Origin of the sequence: Azospirillum brasilense (assembly GCF_022023855.1) — a bacterium.
Lineage (GTDB): Bacteria > Pseudomonadota > Alphaproteobacteria > Azospirillales > Azospirillaceae > Azospirillum > Azospirillum brasilense_F.
Map to the genome: position 1 here is coordinate 573,720 of NZ_CP059451.1, position 18,317 is coordinate 592,036.

Annotated in this window: 14 protein-coding genes and 2 pseudogenes; 8 read left to right on the forward strand and 8 right to left on the reverse strand. The window is 66.5% G+C overall.

Annotated elements, in window-relative coordinates:
- Nucleotides 1–70: 70 nt before the first annotated feature.
- The 5 genes from H1Q64_RS25370 to H1Q64_RS25390 are packed head-to-tail and all read right to left on the reverse strand — an operon-like array spanning nt 71 to nt 5,310.
- Nucleotides 71–1,822: a hypothetical protein gene (locus tag H1Q64_RS25370; protein ID WP_237906640.1), complete on the reverse strand. Its 1,752-nt coding sequence runs from the start codon at nt 1,820–1,822 to the stop codon at nt 71–73.
- A gap of 44 nt (nt 1,823–1,866) precedes the next feature.
- Nucleotides 1,867–2,793, reverse strand: coding sequence for a beta-xylosidase (locus H1Q64_RS25375; protein WP_237906641.1), 927 nt, complete (start codon nt 2,791–2,793; stop codon nt 1,867–1,869).
- Nucleotides 2,790–3,605, reverse strand: a complete 816-nt coding sequence (locus H1Q64_RS25380; protein WP_237906642.1) for a TIGR04290 family methyltransferase — start codon at nt 3,603–3,605, stop codon at nt 2,790–2,792. Before H1Q64_RS25380 ends, H1Q64_RS25375 begins: the two co-directional genes overlap by 4 nt.
- On the reverse strand, nt 3,602–4,198 hold the full coding sequence (locus tag H1Q64_RS25385) for a histidine phosphatase family protein (protein WP_237906643.1): 597 nt from the start codon (nt 4,196–4,198) through the stop codon (nt 3,602–3,604). Before H1Q64_RS25385 ends, H1Q64_RS25380 begins: the two co-directional genes overlap by 4 nt.
- An 8-nt stretch (nt 4,199–4,206) precedes the next feature.
- Entirely contained in the window at nt 4,207–5,310 is a 1,104-nt protein-coding gene (locus H1Q64_RS25390; RefSeq protein ID WP_237906644.1) for an inositol-3-phosphate synthase, read from the reverse strand.
- 312 nt (nt 5,311–5,622) lie between these two features.
- Here H1Q64_RS25390 and H1Q64_RS25395 point away from each other — a divergent pair, with 312 nt between their 5' ends.
- Genes H1Q64_RS25395 through H1Q64_RS25420 form a run of 6 tightly spaced genes read left to right on the forward strand, consistent with a single transcriptional unit; the run spans nt 5,623 to nt 12,543 of the window.
- Nucleotides 5,623–6,735, forward strand: a complete 1,113-nt coding sequence (locus H1Q64_RS25395; RefSeq protein WP_237906645.1) for an NAD-dependent epimerase/dehydratase family protein — start codon at nt 5,623–5,625, stop codon at nt 6,733–6,735.
- A gap of 37 nt (nt 6,736–6,772) precedes the next feature.
- Nucleotides 6,773–8,101: a TIGR04295 family B12-binding domain-containing radical SAM protein gene (locus H1Q64_RS25400; RefSeq protein WP_237906646.1), complete on the forward strand. Its 1,329-nt coding sequence runs from the start codon at nt 6,773–6,775 to the stop codon at nt 8,099–8,101.
- A complete protein-coding gene (locus H1Q64_RS25405) occupies nt 8,086–9,237 on the forward strand; it encodes a glycosyltransferase family 4 protein (protein WP_237906647.1) in 1,152 nt (383 codons plus the stop codon). The genes H1Q64_RS25400 and H1Q64_RS25405 overlap by 16 nt, the downstream gene beginning before the upstream one ends.
- Complete coding sequence (locus H1Q64_RS25410) at nt 9,234–10,358, forward strand: CgeB family protein (protein WP_237906648.1); 1,125 nt, start codon at nt 9,234–9,236, stop codon at nt 10,356–10,358. The genes H1Q64_RS25405 and H1Q64_RS25410 overlap by 4 nt, the downstream gene beginning before the upstream one ends.
- A complete protein-coding gene (locus H1Q64_RS25415) occupies nt 10,355–11,449 on the forward strand; it encodes a CgeB family protein (RefSeq protein ID WP_237906649.1) in 1,095 nt (364 codons plus the stop codon). Before H1Q64_RS25410 ends, H1Q64_RS25415 begins: the two co-directional genes overlap by 4 nt.
- Entirely contained in the window at nt 11,446–12,543 is a 1,098-nt protein-coding gene (locus H1Q64_RS25420) for a CgeB family protein (RefSeq protein WP_237906650.1), read from the forward strand. Before H1Q64_RS25415 ends, H1Q64_RS25420 begins: the two co-directional genes overlap by 4 nt.
- A gap of 18 nt (nt 12,544–12,561) precedes the next feature.
- Here H1Q64_RS25420 and H1Q64_RS25425 read toward each other — a convergent pair whose 3' ends face one another.
- Complete coding sequence (locus H1Q64_RS25425) at nt 12,562–13,164, reverse strand: DUF1003 domain-containing protein (RefSeq protein WP_237906651.1); 603 nt, start codon at nt 13,162–13,164, stop codon at nt 12,562–12,564.
- A gap of 839 nt (nt 13,165–14,003) precedes the next feature.
- On the opposite strand from H1Q64_RS25425, the gene H1Q64_RS25430 reads away from it, so the two are divergent.
- Both H1Q64_RS25430 and H1Q64_RS25435 read left to right on the forward strand, forming a co-directional pair.
- Entirely contained in the window at nt 14,004–14,201 is a 198-nt protein-coding gene (locus H1Q64_RS25430; RefSeq protein ID WP_237906652.1) for a type II toxin-antitoxin system ParD family antitoxin, read from the forward strand.
- A 43-nt stretch (nt 14,202–14,244) separates the two neighbouring features.
- A complete protein-coding gene (locus H1Q64_RS25435; protein WP_237906653.1) occupies nt 14,245–16,956 on the forward strand; it encodes a PAS domain S-box protein in 2,712 nt (903 codons plus the stop codon).
- 172 nt (nt 16,957–17,128) lie between these two features.
- Here H1Q64_RS25435 and H1Q64_RS25440 read toward each other — a convergent pair.
- Nucleotides 17,129–17,747: pseudogene (locus H1Q64_RS25440) on the reverse strand (IS6 family transposase).
- A gap of 213 nt (nt 17,748–17,960) precedes the next feature.
- Nucleotides 17,961–18,095: pseudogene (locus H1Q64_RS25445) on the reverse strand (transposase); the annotation flags it as partial.
- Between the last annotated feature and the right edge of the window lie 222 nt (nt 18,096–18,317).

Genomic DNA, 18,317 nt, shown 5'->3' on the forward strand with positions numbered 1-18,317 from the left:
GATCGGCTGTGCACGGAGGCCACGATCGCCAGGAACGCTCCAAGCCCGAAAGTAATGCTCGAAGCGGTGGTTATGGGGTGACGGTGGGAGGTGGGGAGCGCCCGCCACGGCCCGCTTGCCGTTTCCAAGCCTCCTCGTAGAAGCGGCGCATCGACGCCGCTCCCGCATCGGAGGAGGCGAATGACCAATAGCCGATCTGGAAGGCGAGATAGCAGGGAAGATGGAAGGCCACCAGCCGCTTTGATGCACCCACTGCGCCGCACAGCCGGTCGGCTTCCGCCCCCGGAAGGCCGAATTCGACGATGGCCCCCGCCACGTCCCAAGCGATGTCCTGGCATCCGATCAGGTCATGCGCGTCGGCATGATCGAGCGAGTCGGTCTTCAGCAACCGGCCGTCGGTGGTGCGCAGCCACTCCCAAATGTGAAGGCGGTTGTCGGTGACGACGCGCCGGCCCTCGGCGTTCAACTCCCTCAGTATGTCCGGCGTCCAGCGATCCAAGAAGACGGTCGCGGCGGTGCCAAGCGCTTCGCCGATGTTCACGCGCGCCATCGCCAGCAGGTCCGGAAGGCTGGCGCCCGTGTCACGCTCCGCCGGAAAGCGTTGGGCGCGGAACAGGAGATAGTCGGCCAAGCGCTCCAGAGACATGGTGGAGGGCGGTTGCGCGCCGTCCAACCAACGCTCCGCCAGGAAGCCATGACGGAGTGCCATGGGTTCCGTCGTGAAACCCGCCTGATGCAACGCGCGGGCCCGGTCCAGCTTGGCCTCGCCCAGGCGTCCGAGGCCGGCGAATTTCAAAAGCCAGGAGCCGGAGATGGTGCGCAACAGGAACTTGCGGCGCTCCTGCTGCGCATGGACCGGCGGCCAGTCCGCCGCATCCGCCGCAATATCCGCCGACGCCGTCCGCCATGCGCTGCCTGACAGATCGCGCAACGGCGCGACCGCAGGGCCGAGCGTGTCCTCGAACCAGCACTGCAACGGCGGCACCGGGCCATGCGCAACATGCACCAGTTCATCGAAGACGATCACCGGACGCACCGCCTCGGCCCAGCGGCGGCGGTGCCGGTCGGATGAGCGCGGCCCCGAATCACCGCCATGGCTTGGAAGGAACACAATCCGCCGGGGCGGCACGCCCGCCTCCTCCAACCAATCGGCGACGGCGCCGAACGAACTGCCGGACAGACCCGGCCCTTCATCGACGATCACATAGGACGCGCCCGCGTCGGCCAGCAGGGCGGCCCGCTGGCGGGCCGACACGCGGACGGCGCGTTGGAACGGATGACCGATCGGACGCAGAGTGACCGGAGGCGCAGCGTCCAGCGCAACCGCCGCCATCGCCGCCAGCCCGGTTCCGATGCTGCGCAGGCCAATCACGACGACCGGAGCGGGCAGATCCGGCGGAAGCCGGGCCGCAGCCTCCAGATAGGCTTCCGGATAGAGGCCATAGAAGGCATAGCCTTCGGGCCGGCGTATCCGCACGGTTTCGGGCAAAGGTTGCGCCGACAACGTCTCCAGTTCAGCCGCCAGCGCGCAAGCGCCCGGCTGCGGCTCGCCGCGCCAGGACCGGGCGACGGCGCGGGCCAGGTCCATCACGACCGCCATCGCCGCGTCGCGGCAAGGGGTGCAATCGTCCTCCCCCAGCGCGGTGAATTCCGCGTCCGCGAGGCCCTGCGCGAGTTCCGCCGCCTCGATGAACAGGGACACCAGCAGGGCATGACGGATCAGCCCGCCAGGCTTGGCGGCGGCTGTAGGACAGGCGGCGGCGATCTGCGCCACGACGACGCGTGGGTCCTCAAGACGATCGCGATCTCCGTAAACCAGCATGGTTCAACCGCTCAACGTGGCGAGGTGTCTTGGTCTACCGTCTCCTATTCCATCGCCAGCAGGGGGGACGGCGCTACCGGAGCGGTGCTGGCGTAGCGGCGGACCATGGCGGCGCAAAAATCCGCGAACTCCTCGGCGACGTGGGGCGGGCTGGTGTGGTGTGGTTCGATTCCACGATGCTCGGGCGTGAAGCAAAAGGTGATGGTGACATCGAAATCGGCCAGCGCTTCCATCTGATAGTCGAACCAGGCGAGCGCGTTCGGCCGGAAGCTGTCGGCCCAGGACAGGCCGGTGCGCAGGTGCCGGACGCCCAGCCGCTTCATCCAGGACACCGCATCGTTCAGCCGGTGATCCTCGAAGTGAAACCATTGGCAAATTCCCATCTCGGCCGCATAGGGCGCGTAGGCGTCGAGCGCCGGCTTGGGCGTACCGTCCGCCCGCAGCAGCCCCATATGGAAATGACGGTAGTAGGAGGAACCCTCCGCCTCCTTGTGGCGCGTCGTCGCCTCCCAAGCGCTGGGCAGGTCATAGAGGCTGTACCAGTGAATGCGCGGAACCCGGCCGATCAGCAGCTCCGCGGTGCGGGTGACGCCCCAGGCCTGCACCTCCTCGGCGCCGAAGGACGAAACGCCGGCCTCCGTCACCCAGATGGGCTTGCCGGTGACGGCGCGGATTTCCTCGATTTTCTCCGGCCACTCGTGGATCTGCCAGAGATTCCAGTCGAGCGGAAAGCCATGCACCGCAACCACGTCCACATGGTCCAGCGCGCCGCGCTCGTCCAGGCGGCGGATGAAGGAGGGATCGATGGGCGAGATGCCACCCAGCACACGCGTGAGCGCACTGTTCTCCGCCCGGATCGCCTGCCCGGCCAGGATCGTCATGCAGGCGAACCGATCCCATTCCGGATCGAGATCGGGATTCCAGTGGGACTTGTTGTTGGGCTCATTCCAGATCTTGGCGGCTTCGATCATCCCTGGTTTCCCGTCTTGGCGTGGTTTTCCAGTGCCGGTCCGGCGGATGGTGCGGCGGAGGACGGCAGGGCGGGATAGACGGCGCCCGCCGCCGTCGGCCGTGCTGCGCGGCGGCAGACATAGACCTCCTGCTCCGGATGCTCGACGACCCGAAAGCCGGCGCTGCGCAGCATGGCCTCGGCGCAGGCGGCGTTCGGGACCCACCAGTTTGTCCAGTCGCCGGAATATTGATGTTCGATGAAATGCAGCTTCGGATAGCCGGGCGCGTTGAAATGGTCCTGCTGGCGGAAGTCGTAATCGATGCCCACCGGCTCGACCGTCTCGGAGCCGCGCTGCATGGATTGGAAGATCATCAGGTCGCGGGCGGCATGCTCGTGGATCAGGTCGAGAGCCAGCAACGGGTGGCGCAGATGGTAAAGCACCCCCATGAACAGGACGACGTCGAACCGCTCACCCAGCCGCGCCAGATCGTAAACAGACAGCTTGCGGAATTCGATGTCCTGGCGGGTCACTTCGGCGGCGAAGCGCGCCTGTGCGAGATAACGGTCGTCGAAGTCGATCCCCACCACCCGCTCGGCGCCGCGCCGCTTCATCTCGATGGAGTAGAAGCCACCGTTGCAGCCGATGTCGAGCACCGTCAGGCCGCTCAGATCCTGCGGGACCGCATGGGCGAACCGCCGCCACTTCACGTTCGGGTAGTCGTGAAGGAAGTGGTCGGGGGCGGTGCTGACGCCGTTCAGATCGATGTTGTGGAACCAGTCCCCCAGCGCGGCGACCCGGGCGCGGATCTGGTCGGTCGTCAGATTCGTCATTCCGCCGCCTCGTTGATGCTGTGGACCTTCAGGCCCCATTCCCCGGCGATCAGCACGCTGCGGGACGCCGGAGCAATCTCGAACCGGGCGTGGAAATCCACGGAAAGCCCCAGGGCGTGGGACAGCGCCGCCTTGATGACGTCAGCGTGGCTGACCAGCGCCACGGTCCGGCCGGCGTACCGGCGGCGCAGCCGCTCGATGCAGCGCGTCATCCGTACCTGAACCTCCGTCATCGTTTCGCCCCCAGGCGGGCGGGCGTGCGACCGCGCGCTGTTCCACACATTCCAAGCCGGGTCGCCGCGCAGTTTCTCGAAGCGCATGCCGGCCCAGGCGCCGAGATCAAGCTCGTTGAGATCCTCCTCCACCTCCACGGGCAAGGCCTGTGACTCGGCGATCGCCGCCGCCGTTTCCACGGCACGCTCCAACGGGCTGGACAGCACGGCGGCGAACCGGTGCCGCGCCAATGCAACGGCCAGCGCGTCGGCCTCGCGCCGGCCGGCCTCGCTGAGCGTCACACCGGGCATGCGTCCGCACAACACGGAGCCCAACCGGTCGTGCGACGCGTGACGCAGCAGGACCAGGATCGTTTCCACGCAGCCGCTCACGCGCGAAAGCGCGGGCCGTCCACCGCCTCGCCGGCGATGAAGCGCAGCGTGCGCTCGCGCGCTTCATGGTCGGTGAACTGCTCGGGGGGCGATTTCATGAAGTAGCTCGACGGTCCGATCAGCGGCCCGGCCATCTTCCGGTCCAGCGCCAGCTTGGCGCAGCGCACCGCGTCGATCACGATGCCGGCGGAGTTCGGACTGTCCCAGACCTCCAGTTTGAGTTCCACACTCAGGGGCACACCCCCGAAGGCGGTGCCCTCCAGCCGGATGTGCGCCCATTTCCGATCGGTCAGCCAGGGCACGTGATCGCTGGGGCCAATATGGACGTCGTCCGCGTCGAGCGGCACATCCAGTTGGCTGGTGACGGCGCGGGTCTTCGAAATTTTTTTCGATTCCAGGCGTTCACGTTCCAGCATGTTCTTGAAGTCGGTGTTGCCGCCGAAGTTCAGCTGATAGGTGTGGTCGAGCCGGACGCCGCGCTCGCGGAACAGGTTCGCCAGCGTGCGGTGGATGATGGTGGCGCCCATCTGGCTCTTGATATCATCGCCGATGACCGGCAGACCGCGTTGTTCGAACCGCTTCGCCCACTCCGGGTCGGAGGCTATGAAAACCGGGATGCAGTTGACGAAGGCGCAGCCGGCCTCCAGCGCCTGCTCGGCATAAAACTCCGTGGCCCTCTGCGAACCGACCGGCAGATAAGACACCAGGATATCGGTGCCTGAGCGGCGCAGGGAATCGGCGATGGCAACCGGCGCCTCCTCCGACTCCTCGATGTCACCGGCCAGATAACGGCCGATGCCGTCCAGTGTCGGACCGCGCTCCACTTGTACCCCCGAAGCACGCGGGGTCGAGAAGCGGCAGGTGTTGTTCGGAGGGGCAAAGATGGCGTCGGACAAGTCCCGCCCGACCTTCGCGGCGCTTACATCGAAGGCGGCGGACATTTCGATGTCGCTGACCCGATAGCCACCGAGATCGAGAGTCATCAGCCCGGGCGGCGGCTCATTAGCTTGAGCATCGGCATAATAGCTTACACCTTGCACGAAGGATGAAGCGCAATTTCCGACACCGGCAACCGCCACCCGCAGCTTTTTCCCAGTCACGGGATTCTCCTCATCCTGAAAATTTCCTTAATGGACCAGAATGATATTTGTATCTTGGAATAATAATTGCTGGAAGATCGTCCAATCTGACCACGCCTTTTGGGTAAGGTGTCGAAAATCAAACGGCGGTGTTAACATTGACGCGACCATGCTTCTTTTCACGAAGCGAACATGACGATTTCCCACGTATGTAAGTGAGAATTTGCATTACTTTAAAAATAAGAATCATGGGTATTTTTATCAATTTTATACATAACCAACGCAACCGGAAATAGCAATCACAAACATCACCATCCATCAGCGGAGGGGCTCGTGGGAGAATCCGTTCTTGTCACCGGTGGCGCCGGTTTCATCGGCCGCCACGTCGCCAGGGCACTCCTCGCCCGCGGCGACCGGGTTCGGGTTCTCGACAGTCTGATCGCGCAAGTCCATCCCACTCGGACGCGGCCCGACGAACTGGACCCGGACGTCGAATTGCTGATTGGGGACATACGCGACGAGGCTATGGTCGGCCGGGCGCTGGAGGGAGTGGATTCGGTGATCCACCTCGCCGCCGAGGTCGGTGTCGGCCAGAGCATGTACGCGGTGGGCCGCTACACCTCGGTGAACGACCATGGGACGGCCGTGCTCTTCCAGCGGTTGATCGACCGACCGGTCCGCCGGGTGGTGGTCGCCTCCTCGATGAGCATCTACGGCGAGGGGCTGTACCGGACCGCCGACGGCACGCCGATGGAGGATGTGGTGCGCGGCGCGCGCAATCCCGACGGTTCCTGGGACCCGCGGGATTCCGACGGACGGCCGCTGATCCCCGTCCCCACGCCGGAGAGCAAGCGCCCAACCCTGAGGTCCGTCTACGCCATCGGCAAATACGTGCAGGAGCGGCTGACTCTGACGCTCACCGCCCAATACGGGATGGAAGGGGCGGCGTTGCGGCTTTGGAACGTCTACGGCCCCGGGCAGGCGCTGTCGAACCCCTACACTGGGGTGCTGGCGATCTTCGCCTCGCGCATCGCCAACGGTCAGCGGCCGATGATCTTCGAGGATGGCCGTCAGCGGCGCGACTTCGTGCATGTCGGCGATGTGGCGCGCGCTTTCCTGCTGGCGCTCGACCAGCCAGCCGTCAACGGCGGAGTCTTCAACATCGGGTCCGGCGAGGACCGCACCGTGGAGGAGGTGGCGTGGCTCCAGGCCGCCTCGATGGGCCGGCCAGACCTGACGCCGGAGATCACCGGCCAAGCCCGCGCCGGCGACATCCGCCACAACGTCCCCGACCTGAGCAAGGCGCAAACGGTCCTGAACTACGAACCGCGGCAGGATTTCGCCGATGGGCTGGCCGAACTCGCCGAATGGGTTGCCCGGCAGGAGGCGCAGGACCATGTCGCCGAGGCCCGGAGCGAACTCGAAGCGCGGGGGCTGGTGGCATGAACCGCCGGTCCGGACCGGCCTTGGTGGAGGCGGCGTGATGCGTGTGGCGTTGGTCAACCCGGCCTGGACCTTCGCGCACAGCATCTATTTCGGCTGCCGCGAGCCGCATCTGCCCCTTGAACTGGGCTACGGCAAGGCGCTGCTGGAGCAGGCTGGACACGAGGTCCTGCTGCTCGATGGGCCGTTGACGGGATTGTCGAACGGCGAACTGGCGGATCGGGTGGCCGGCTTCGCACCCGGCATGACCGTGGTGACGACCGCGCCGACCTACCTGTTCTGGCGTTGTGCCCCGCCGGAGCTGCGCATCCCCCGTGATTTCCTGCTGGCGCTGGATGGACGCGGCGGCCGGACCGTCGCGGTGGGGCCGCATGGATCGACCACCCCCGGTGCAGCCCTGGACAAGCTGGGCGTGGACGTTGTCGTGCGGGGCGAATGCGAGGAGATCGTGAGACGGCTTGCCGACCGGCTGGATTCAGGACAGCCAGGGTTGGACGGCGTTCCAGCGCTGGCCTTCCGCCGCGGCGGCGGAACCGTCCTTACCGGCGGCGGAACCGTCCTTACCGGCGGCCCGCACACCGGCCGCTTCGTCGATCTGCCGGCGCTGTCGTGGCCCGCCGAATGGCTGAACCGCCACCCCCACCATCACCACCGCTACGGCACCGAACCGATCGGTGCGGGGGCCGAGGTCGAGGCTTCACGCGGTTGCCCCTACACCTGTTCCTTCTGCGCCAAGATCGACTTCCGCGATCAGTACCGCCGCCGCGGCACCGCCATCGTGCTGGAGGAGATCGACCGGCTGACCGCCGCCGGCGTGCGCTACGTCTATTTCATCGACGAGATCTTCCTGCCCCGCCGCGACCTGTTGGAAGCGCTGGTGGAGCGGCCGGTCGAGTTTGGCATCCAGACCCGCATCGACCTGTGGAAACCCGATCTGCTGGATCTCCTGGGGGCCGCCGGCTGCGTGTCGATCGAGGCCGGGGTGGAAAGCCTGACCGAGGAGGGTCGCGCGGCGCTCGACAAGAACTGCCGCATGAGCACCGACGCACTGGCCGACCGCCTGATCCACGCCCGGCGCAGCGTGCCCTTCGTCCAGGCCAACCTGATCGCCATGGCCGGCGACGACGCCGGGCTCGTCGCGCGATGGCGGGAGAGGCTGCACGGTGCCGGCGTCTGGGCCAACGATCCGGTGCCGCTCTACCCCTACCCCGCCTCGCCCGATTACCGCCGCCTGTGGGGAGAACCGGACGACCGGGCATGGGAAAGGGCGCACGAGCACTATCTGCGCCAATTCGCGCGACTGAGCGACATTCAGGAGGAGCAGCCCCTGCCCTTGCATAAGCTGGAGGCCGCATGCGGTTGCCGGTGACGCCCCCGGCAGCCCCCGCGCATCCAGCCCCCGCGCATCTGCTGATGACGGCGGACAGCGTGGGCGGAGTGTGGACCTACGCGCTCGACCTCGCGCAGGAACTGGCGGCAGGCGGCCTGCGCGTTACGCTGGCGGTGCTTGGGCCGTCACCGCAGGATGACCAGACCGCGGCGGCGCGCGCCATCCCCGGCCTGGAACTGATCGACACCGGCCTCCCGCTGGACTGGATGGCGGAGGACCCGGCCGCGATCCGGCGCGGCGCCGAAGCGCTGGGAGCGCTCGCTCGGCGGTTGGAGGTGGATCTCGTCCACCTCAACAGCCCGGCCCTGGCGGCGGACGCCGGATTCACGGTTCCGGTCGTGGGGGTCTGCCATTCCTGTCTGGCGACGTGGTGGGCCACCCTGCGCGGCGGCCCCCTGCCGGGCGACTTTCTCTGGCGGATCGAGGTTCTGGCGCGGGGCTACCGGGCCTGCGACGCGCTGGCGGCGCCGAGCGCCGCCTTCGCGCAGGCCACCGCCGCCGCCTACGGTTTGCCGCCACCGGTCGTGGTGCGCAACGGGCGCCGTCCTCCAGGCGGTGAGCCGTGCGGACGGGAGCGTTTCGTCTTCACCGCCGGACGCTTGTGGGACGATGGAAAGAACATCGCAACGCTGGACGCGGCGGCAGCGCTGCTGAAAGTGCCGGTGGTCGCCGCCGGCTCGCTGGAAGGTCCGGGCGGGAATCGCCGGACCCTGCGTCACGCCGCGGCGCTCGGACGCCTGGATACGGCATCGGTCGCGGCGTGGCTGGCGCGGGCACCCGTCTTCGCTTCCGCCGCGCTCTACGAGCCGTTCGGCCTGACGGTGCTTGAAGCCGCGCAGGCCGGCTGTGCGCTGGTGCTGTCGGACATCGCGACCTTCCGCGAGCTGTGGGACGGCGCCGCACTCTTCGTGGAGCCGAGGGACAGCGCAGCCCTCGCCGCCGCGATCCGCCGCCTGCTGGACGATCCGCGGAAGGCCGGGCGCCTCGGCGAGGCGGCGCGGCTCAGGGCCGGGCGATACGGCATGGAGTCGATGGCCTCCGGCATGCGCAGTCTCTACCGCAGCGTCCTGGAGCGTCACACCCCCACCCCCTCCCGCAAGGAGGCCGTTGCGTGAAGATCGTCTATTTCACCCATTCTCTGGCGTCCTGCTGGAACCACGGCAACGCCCATTTCCTGCGCGGCGTCCTGCGGGAGCTGATCATCCTTGGCCATGAGGTCCGCGTCTATGAACCCGAGGGCGCATGGAGCCTGCGGAACCTGCTGGCCGATCATGGCGAAGCGGGGCTGCTGCCCTACCGGACCGCCTATCCGGAGCTGACCTCGCTGACCTTCACGGCCGACGCCGACGCGGCGGCGCTGTGCGACGAGGCCGATCTGGTCATCATGCATGAATGGAACGACCCGGCTCTGGTCGCGGCGGTGGGCCGGGCACGGGCGCAGGGCGGTCGCTTTCTCCTGCTGTTCCACGACACGCACCATCGCGCGGTCAGTGATCCGAAGGCCATCTCCGCCTTCGATCTCTCCGGCTACGACGGCGTCCTGGCCTTCGGCGAAACTCTGGCCGCCGTGTACCGGCACTGGGGCTGGAAGGATCGGGTCTTCGTCTGGCACGAAGCCGCCGACATCCGGCTGTTCCACCCGCCGTCCGGAGCGGAGCCGCGCAGCGGAACGGTGTGGATCGGCAATTGGGGCGATGGCGAGCGGACGAAGGAGCTGGGGAGCTTCCTGTTCGCTCCCGCCCGCGCCGCGGGTCTGCCTCTGGACGTCTATGGCGTGCGCTACCCCGCGGAAGCCCTGGCGACGCTGAAGCGGCACGGCATCGCCTACAAGGGCTGGCTGCCCAACGTCCGCGCCCCCGCGACCTTCGCCCGCCATCGGGTCACCGTCCATGTGCCGCGCCGTTTCTACGTCGAATCCCTGCCAGGCATCCCGACCATCCGCGTGTTCGAGGCGCTGGCCTGCGGCATCCCATTGGTCACCGCGCCGTGGAGCGATTGCGAAGGCCTGTTCCGACCGGGAACGGATTTCCTGGTCGCCCGCGACGGCGCCCATATGACCGCCCACCTGCGCGCCTTGGACAGCGACGCCGACCTCCGCGCGGCGTTGGTCCGCAACGGCTTGGAAACGATCCGCGCCCGCCACACCTGCGCCCACCGTGCCAGTGAGCTGCTCGCCATCGCCGCCGCTCTGGCTGGCACGCCCACCCCCTCTTCAATGCTGGAGCCTGTCCGATGAAGATGGCCTTCTACGGTTCGAGCCTGCTTTCCTCCTACTGGAACGGCGCCGCCACCTACTATCGCGGCATGCTGAGCGAACTCGCCAAGCGGGGTTGGAACGTCACCTTCTACGAACCGGACGCCTTCGACCGCCAGAAGCACCGAGACATCGAGCCGCCCGGCTGGGCCAGCGTCGTCGTGTACGAGGCCACCGCCGAGGCCTGCCGCACCGTGATCGCCCGCGCCGCCGAGGCCGACGTGGTGGTGAAGGCGAACGGCGTCGGCGTCTTCGACGACGAGTTGCTCAACGGCGTGATGGATGCCGCCGGTCCCCACGCTCTGCGTGTCTATTGGGATGTCGACGCCCCCGCCACCCTGGCCGAACTACGGCAGGCGCCGGGCCATCCCCTGCGCCGTCGGCTGCCTCAAATCGACGCCGTGCTGACCTACGGCGGCGGCCCGCCGGTGGTAGCGGCCTACGAGGCGATGGGCGCCCGCCTGTGCCGCCCCATCTACAACGCTCTGGATCCGGCGACACACCACCCGGCACCGCCCCAACCGCGCTTCGCCGCCGATCTCAACTTTCTCGGCAACCGACTGCCCGACCGCGAGGAGCGTGTGGAGCGCTTCTTCCTGGAGCCCGCCGCGCACAACCCGCAGGGGCGCTACATCATCGGCGGCAGCGGCTGGGAGACGAAGGGGCTGCCGGCCAACGTCACCCACATCGGCCATGTCGGCACCGCCGACCACAATGCCTTCAACAGCTCGGCGCTGGCGGTTCTGAACATCGCCCGCGACAGCATGGCCGAGGTCGGCTTCTCGCCCGCCACACGGGTGTTCGAGGCTGCCGGAGCGGCGGCCTGCCTGATCACCGACGCTTGGACGGGGGTCGAACTGTTCCTCACCCCGAACGAGGAGATCCTGGTCGCCCGCGATGGCCAGGACGTGACCAATCATCTGCGCGCCCTCACCCCGGCCCGCGCCCGCGCCATCGGCGATGCCGCGCGACGTCGCGCCCTTGCGGAACACACCTACGCACGGCGCGGCGCGGAGGTCGACGTGTTGCTGCGCGACGCCCTGGCGGCCCGGCGGGAAAGGAGCGCGGCGTGAAGCTCGTCGTCCTGGGGCTGAGCCTGTCCTCTTCCTGGGGCAACGGCCACGCCACCACCTTCCGCGCCCTTCTCAAGGCGTTCGCCGCACGCGGCCACGACATCCTGTTCCTGGAGCGCGACGTTCCCTGGTACGCGCAGAATCGCGATCTCGCCGATCCCGGCTATTGCCGGCTGGCCTTCTACGAGGATCTCCCTGGCTTGCGACGGTGGGCCGGAACGGTCGAGGAGGCCGACGCGGTGCTCGTCGGCTCCTACGTGCCCGATGGTGTCGCCGTCGGCCGCTGGGCGCAGGAAACCGCGCGGGGGATCGTCGCCTTCTACGACATCGACACGCCGGTGACCCTAGCGAAGCTGGAACGCGGCGACGAGGAGTACCTCACCCCTGCCCTCATTCCCGGCTATGATGTGTATTTCTCCTTCACGGGCGGACCGACGCTGGAGCGGCTGGAATCCCGCTACGGCTCTCCGGCAGCGCGCGCGCTCCATTGCTCCGTGGATGCCGACGCCTACGCGCCCCTGCCAACGCCCAAGCGCTGGGATCTGAGCTATCTCGGCACCTACAGCCCCGACCGGCAACCGACGCTGGAGCGGTTGCTGCTGGAGCCGGCCCGGCGTGCGCCGTCGCTGCGCTTCGTCGTCGCCGGTCCGCAATACCCCGAAGGGATCGCCTGGCCCGGAAATGTCGAACGTCGGCATCATATTCCTCCAACCGAGCATCCCGCCTTCTATGCGGCCAGCCGTTTCACCTTGAACGTGACGCGCGAGGACATGATCCGCGCCGGCTACAGCCCCAGCATCCGGCTGTTCGAAGCCGCCGCCTGCGCCACTCCGATCATCTCCGACTGTTGGGACGGCCTCGACGCGCTGCTGGAGCCAAACCGCGAGATCATCCTCGCCCACACCTCCGGCGATGTTCTGCACGCCCTTCACCAACTGGACGAAAACACCCGCCAAGCGATGGGTTCACGGGCGCGGCGGCGAATCCTGGAACACCACACCGCCGCGCATCGCGCGGAAACGTTGGAGCGGGAACTGGAAGGCGCGATGCGAAGGACCGGCCGGAACACCAGTGCGGTACTGCCTTTTCAATAAAGCGGCGCAAACAGTCCATCACGGCTCCCGGTCCGCGGGCTTCTTCGAAGACTTCTCAGCCTCAATCTGGTCGAGCACCGCTTCGGGGGCGACATCCTGCTTGATGATGTCCAGATCGGAGTCGAAGTCCGTCTTCACCCCCATGTGATCGGCCATGGACGACACCAGGGCCGTCAGTTTGGTGATTTCGTGCTCCGCCAACAGGCTGATTTGCAGATCGAGATCAGCCCGCTTGCTGGCGACCTCGGACATCCGATTCTGGCTGATGAGCACGAAGGTGGACAGAAAGATGGCCTCCACGGACGCAATCATCGCCAGGACGACGAAGGAGGGATCCCAGCGCGGAACGCCGGGTACCCACCCCAAGTTGGCGATGATCCAGAAACCAAAGAATGCCAAATGCAGATAAACGAACGTCATGCTGCCGGTGAAGCGGGTGATCGCGTCGGCAATCCGCTCCTCCGCGGTCGCCTCGACCTCCTCCCGTTCCCTGCGCTGGTGCAGCGCCTGGATGTTCCGCTCGAGCACGGCGCTCAAGCCGGGGGATGGTGGCGGGTAGGTTGGTGGGCTTACGGACGTCTCCGCGCGATCTCCGCCATGCTGGGACGGTTGTGTGTTCATGGCGTCTGCCTTGCTTAAGTGAATCGTCTTTGCTTCGTTCCTCTTCCAAGATTGGGATTGCGGTCGACCCACAGGCTGCGCTCAATGGCGCTTTCGATGTCGCCCCCCGGTTGCTGGAGGTGGTGGAGGTTTTGGCCTGGGCCAGTTTCAGATCCCCCGGGAAAAGGGGTTGTGCAGCGGTAGGTTGCCGGTGACCGGCACCATCGACCGACGGACCGCGGCCATGGCTTGCAGCCCAGTCGTCCAACCGGCGAATCAGAACTCGCTCACCACAACATTAGGCGGAGACTGCCTCTTTTTCTCACGAGCGACCGCTTCCACGTCCGAACTTACGCTCCCTTTTCCGGCGTCAACAGCAGGCGGGGCACTTTTCGCCACCCCGGCGGCACGATATTTTGCGCCGCCGAGGTGGCGAAAAGTGCCCCGCCTAGTTCCTTGGGAGTGCCTTTAGCAAGAACCCGCATGTCCAGCGTTGCTGCGCCCATAGCGGCCTGACGGGCCAACCATTTCCCGGCAATCAAACAACCGACAAGGTGGCGGCGCCATTCATGCAACTTTGCAGGTGTGATCACAGCCCGATCATCAATCAAAGATCAGCGTCTCGCGCTTTAAAGTTGCTTCATTACCGCTCGATGCTTACGGCCCGATGCATTTGATCCAAGCCCGATCCAGCCCAGCTTGCCTCTCAGACGCGCCCGCTGCATTGTCTTCTGCATTGCCACCGCTCCTCCCCCCGTTTGAAAACTATGACTGGAGGTATCATGCCCTTCGGTCGACTTCCGGGCTCCAACTCGGTGTCGTACTCTGTGGCACCGTTTCCCTTCCGTTGCGATGGTCACATGTCCAGGCGCATCAGCCAGAGCATCTCCCTCACCCCGGAGCTCGACCGCTTCGTCCAGACTCTGGTGGCGTCCGGTCGCTACCAGACGGCCAGCGAAGTGGTGCGCGACGGCTTGCGCCTGCTTCAGGAGCGTGTTGCGCTGCCGCCGGCGTCGCTTGCCCAGCCTCCTGCCACAAGCGGCGGCCATGATCCCTGACGGCATCGGTTCGGAACTGGATTGGCCCAGTGGAGGCGGGGCCATGGGAGCGCTGATCCGGACCCATGATTGGGCTGCAACGTCCCTCGGACCGAAGGCGAACTGGCCCCTGTCCTTGCAGGTTGTCGTCGACCTGATTCTTGCCTCCCCGCTTGGCATGATTGTTCTCTGGGGACCAGACCTCATCCAGATCTACAACGATTGCTACGCCGAAATCACCGCCGGCAAACATCCCCGCGCCCTCGGCCAACCCACCCGCGAGTGTTGGCCCGAGGTTTGGGACTTCAACGGACCGATCTACGAGGCCGTGCTCCACGGTGAATCCCGCGGGTTCGACGACCAGAAGCTGATCCTCGAGCGCAACGGCGTCGCGGAGGAAACCTGGTTCGACCTCACCTACAGTCCGGTTCGCAACGATGCCGGAACCATCGCGGGCGTCCTTGTGACAGTGCATGAGGTGACCAACCGCAAGCGGACCGAACTCGCCTTGCGCGACAGCGAGAGCCGCTTCCGCGCCCTGGTGAAGGCCTCCTCCTACGCCATCTACCGCATGAATATCGACTGGACGGAACTGCGGCAGCTTGACGGGCACGGCTTCCTCACCGACACGACGGACGGCAACAAGGCGTGGCTCGAGGAGTACATCCATCCGGACGATCAGCCGCAGCTTCTCGACGCCGTACGGGAAGCCATCCGGACCAAGAGCGCCTTTGATCTGGAGCATCGGGTCCGGCAGGCCGACGGATCACTGGGATGGACGCATTCGCGGGCTGTGCCGATCCTGGATGCGGACGGCGAGGTCTGCGAGTGGTTCGGGACCGCCAGCAACATCACCTCCCGCCGGAGCACCGACGAGGCCCTGCGGCGCAGCGAGGCGCGGCTGTCCGCCCTCTTCGCCCGCGCGGCGGTCGGCCTGTCGGAACTCACGCCGGATGGCCGCTTCCTCCGCGTGAACGACGAACTCTGCCGAATCCTGGGACGTCCGCGGGAGGAGGTCGTGGGCTTGTCCGTGGCCGACGTCACCCACCCCGATGATCTTGCGGCGAGCCGCAACGCCATTGAACAGGCCTTGCGGACGGGTGAGACCGTGGCGCTCGACAAGCGCTACCGGCGGCCCGACGGGACGGACGTCTGGGCGAACAGCGGCATCACGATCGTGCCCGGCAACGACGGGGACGAGAGCCATTTCCTGGCGGTCACGGCCGATCTGACCGTCCGGCGGGAGACCGAAGCGGCCCTGCGCGAAAGCGAGGCGCGGTTCCGTCTGATGGCGGACGCCGTGCCGCAGATCGTCTGGATCACCGACGCCGAGGGACGGGTCGAGTTCTTCAACCGCCAATGGACCGACTATACGGGTGTCGCTTACGACGCTCGGACGGCGCCAACCACGGTATCGGACGTCATCGCCGACTTCATCCATCCGGACGATGCAGCGCTGACGACCGAGCGCTTCCAAGAGGCCCAGCGGGCGGGCAGCCTCTTCCTTGCCGAGCATCGTCTCCGTTCGAAGACGGGGGAGTACCGTTGGTTCCTGGTCCGCGGCCTGCCCTACCGCGATCCGCACGGTGGCGCGATCCTCCGCTGGTTCGGCACCTCGACCGACATCCACGACCGCAAGCACGCCGAAGCCTTGCTGCAGCAGGCACGTGACGCGGCCGAGGCCGCGAGCCGGGAGAAGTCGAACTTCCTCGCTTCGGTCAGCCATGATCTGCGCCAGCCGGTGCAGGCGGCCAACCTGTTTCTCGAGCTTTTGCGGCGGCAGCCGCTCGACCCGAAGGCGCACGAACTGCTGAAGCCGCTGTCGGACAGCATGACCAGCCTGACGGGCATGCTGAGCGGGCTGCTGGAGGTGGCGCGACTCGACGCCGGCCTGCTCACGGCGCAGGAGCGGGTCTTCGACCTCGACGAGTTGCTGAGGCGTCTTTACGGCGAGTTCCAGGGCCCGGCGCGCGAGGCGAAGCTGTGGTTGCATATGCCGCCGGCTGCCAGATCGGTCCGGTCCGACCCGCTGCTGGTGGAATTGGTGCTGCGCAACCTGATTTCCAACGCCATCAAATACACCGAACAGGGCGGCGTCACGGTGGAGACGCGGGTCGAAGAGAACCAGCTGGCGATCGACGTGACCGACACCGGGCGAGGCATCGCCCCGGAGGAGATGGAGCGCATCTTCGATCCCTATTACCAGATCGGAAACGCGACCCGTGAGCATGCACGCGGCTTCGGCATCGGCCTCGCCACCGTGCAGAGGGTCGCCGATCTGCTGGCGACCCGGGTGACGGTCCGCTCCGAACCCGGTAAAGGGTCCACCTTCAGCCTGACGCTTCCGTTGGCAGAAGACGAAGCGCAGGTGCCAGCCGCTGGACGAGAGGCGCTCTACGGGACGTTGCGGGGCCGGACGGCCCTGGTGGTGGACGATGAACCAATGGTGCTGAAAGCGTTGGAGGTCACCCTAGGGAGCTGGGGCGTGTCCGTGCGCACTGCCCGCACGCTGGCGCAGGCCCGGATCATGCTGAAGGAGTTTGAGGCTCCACCGGACATCCTGATCGCCGATCACTCCCTGGGTGCGGGAGAGACCGGCGTGGTCATCATCAGCGAAGCCCGCCGACGCGGCACGCCGATCACGGTTCTGGTGACCGGCGACACCTCGGCTGAACGGCTGGCCGAGGCCGGGCGGACCGGCATTCGCATGCTGCACAAGCCAATCGATCCCGCCAGACTGGAGGCATTGCTCGAGGAAGGGCTACGGGGGCGATGAGACCGCTTTATGTGATCGGGCCGGTTCGGTCGAGCCTCTTCCCACCGTGATATCGTCGCACCGCTCATTCTTCTGTCGGTGGCTGGCATGGTACCTCCTCATCATGCAATTGGAGAGGCGTTGTCACGGGAACCGAGCCGGGGTGCAGAACTTCCTGAATTCGCAGCTTTACTCACGCTGCGGCGGTTGCGGCCTGCCAGTCGGCCCTGGCCTGCGCCCGGAAGGTGCGCAGGGTGCGGCGGCCGACCAGGCGGCGCTGAGGGTTGAAGCAGTTGTAGACGGCGGCGTGCAGGGAGACGAAGCGCTGGGCGGACCCCGGCGATTTGAAGCGCTGGATTTTCCGTTCGCGTCGCCGTAGTGGCTGGTGCGAGACCTCGGCGCGGTTGTTCTGGCGGCGGCCTTGCTCATGGCGCGCCGTCAGGCCAATCTCCCGGAACGCCGCCCCATAGGAGCGCAACTGGTCGGTGGTCACCTGGGTGGGCGCGAAGCCGTGCTTCTTGAGGATCGACTGCCCGCCACAGGTACATCAGCCGGCCACCAATCCGGATGATCATCTCACCCAAGTGCCAGCGCGGGCTGGGCTTCGGCCGGAGCCGCCGCAGGTTGCCGGCGATGGCCGGGCCAAACTTCACGACCCAGCGCCGCACCGTCTCGTAGGACACGTTCACGCCGCGTTCCGCCAGCAGCTCCTCGACATCCCGGTAGCCCAGGGTGAACCGCAGATAGAGCCAGATCGCATGCCGGATGACGGCGGGCGGAAATTGATGGCGGGCATACAAGAGTGGCGACATCCGAGCAAGATAATGCCGCGAGCCGTCATCAACATCGTGGTCGGTCAGGGTCACCGCGAGGATCTGCCCGGTCACGGCAACCAGACCGACACGCAGCTTCTTCCACCCGCGGCGGCGCTGGGGCCCTTGCTTTTCGACCAACCATTTTCCGGGACCACACAGCTTCACGCCCGTGCTGTCGACCAGCAGCTCCACAGCGCCGCCCGAAGATACTGGCTCCGGTGGGAGGCCCAGGGTCTGGGCGCGGCGGCTGAAAGTGGAATGGTCCGGAACGGCAAAGTCCACGCCAACCAGCTGGACGATGGAGCCGACCAAGCCTTCGGTTTGGTGCAACGGCCGCCGGACCACGGCGCGCAAGGTTCAAGGCCGTCGTGATCGCCAAGTCCGAGTAGAGGCGCTGCCCGCCGGGCGTGGACGCTATCGCGTTTTTCTCTCAGAGCGTGCGCTACGTTTTGCATCATGCGTTAACAGCGCTGTTTTCAACATTTTATGACTCTCTTTGCCGTTTCGTGCGCCGCCACACGGTGCTATCGTTTCGCCGTCAGTTGTCCAATTGTTGGACCAAACTCA

What these genes read in the sequence shown, in the direction of transcription:
- H1Q64_RS25370 (WP_237906640.1), bottom strand. Translation starts at nt 1,822, where the DNA reads ATGCTGGTTTACGGAGATCGCGATCGTCTTGAGGACCCACGCGTCGTC.
- H1Q64_RS25375 (WP_237906641.1), bottom strand. Translation starts at nt 2,793, where the DNA reads ATGATCGAAGCCGCCAAGATCTGGAATGAGCCCAACAACAAGTCCCAC.
- H1Q64_RS25380 (WP_237906642.1), bottom strand. Translation starts at nt 3,605, where the DNA reads ATGACGAATCTGACGACCGACCAGATCCGCGCCCGGGTCGCCGCGCTG.
- H1Q64_RS25400 (WP_237906646.1), top strand. Translation starts at nt 6,773, where the DNA reads ATGCGTGTGGCGTTGGTCAACCCGGCCTGGACCTTCGCGCACAGCATC.
- H1Q64_RS25405 (WP_237906647.1), top strand. Translation starts at nt 8,086, where the DNA reads ATGCGGTTGCCGGTGACGCCCCCGGCAGCCCCCGCGCATCCAGCCCCC.
- H1Q64_RS25415 (WP_237906649.1), top strand. Translation starts at nt 10,355, where the DNA reads ATGAAGATGGCCTTCTACGGTTCGAGCCTGCTTTCCTCCTACTGGAAC.
- H1Q64_RS25425 (WP_237906651.1), bottom strand. Translation starts at nt 13,164, where the DNA reads ATGAACACACAACCGTCCCAGCATGGCGGAGATCGCGCGGAGACGTCC.
- H1Q64_RS25430 (WP_237906652.1), top strand. Translation starts at nt 14,004, where the DNA reads ATGTCCAGGCGCATCAGCCAGAGCATCTCCCTCACCCCGGAGCTCGAC.
- H1Q64_RS25435 (WP_237906653.1), top strand. Translation starts at nt 14,245, where the DNA reads ATGGGAGCGCTGATCCGGACCCATGATTGGGCTGCAACGTCCCTCGGA.